Consider the following 587-nt stretch of genomic DNA (forward strand, 5'->3'; position numbering starts at 1 on the left):
TACGCCAACAAGGGCACGCGCCTGACGCAGGTGGGCAACAGCCTGGAAGGGCTGGAGTTCGTGACGCCGCCGGAACCCGGCGTGGCGCCCACGGCGGCCGACCTGGCCGAGACGCCCGAGACGCAGCGCACGGCGGCCATCAAGGCCAAGGCGCTGGAGCTGGGCAACAACCCGGTGAACATCCAGAACTGGGTGCGCAACAACGTGGAGTGGGTGCCGACCTGGGGCGCCATCCAGAGCGCGCAGGACACGCTGGACAAGAAGCGGGGCAATGCGATCGACATCGCCAGCCTGGAGATCGCGCTGCTTCGTGCGGCGAAGATCCCGGCGCGCTACCAGTTCGGCACGATCGAGCTGCCGGCCGAGCAGGTGATGAACTGGGTGGGCGGGGTGAGCAAGCCGGAGGCCGCGCAGCAGCTGCTGGGGCAGGGCGGCATCGCCAACCGGGGGTTGATCGAGGGCGGCCGGATCAGCAAGATCCGCATGGAGCACGCCTGGGTGCAGGCCTACGTGAACTGGCTGCCCAGCCGGGGGGCCAAGCAGGGCAGCGCCACGCAGCATCCCAGCCCGCAAGGCCAGCGCAATGC

At 69.8% G+C, this 587-nt stretch carries 1 protein-coding gene; it reads left to right on the plus strand.

Annotated elements, in window-relative coordinates; translation table 11 throughout:
* Positions 1 to 587: transglutaminase-like domain-containing protein (locus tag EIP75_RS23885; protein WP_148100988.1), on the plus strand; the 587-nt coding region annotated here is incomplete at both ends.

This window comes from Aquabacterium soli (assembly GCF_003933735.1).
Taxonomy (GTDB): domain Bacteria; phylum Pseudomonadota; class Gammaproteobacteria; order Burkholderiales; family Burkholderiaceae_C; genus Aquabacterium; species Aquabacterium soli.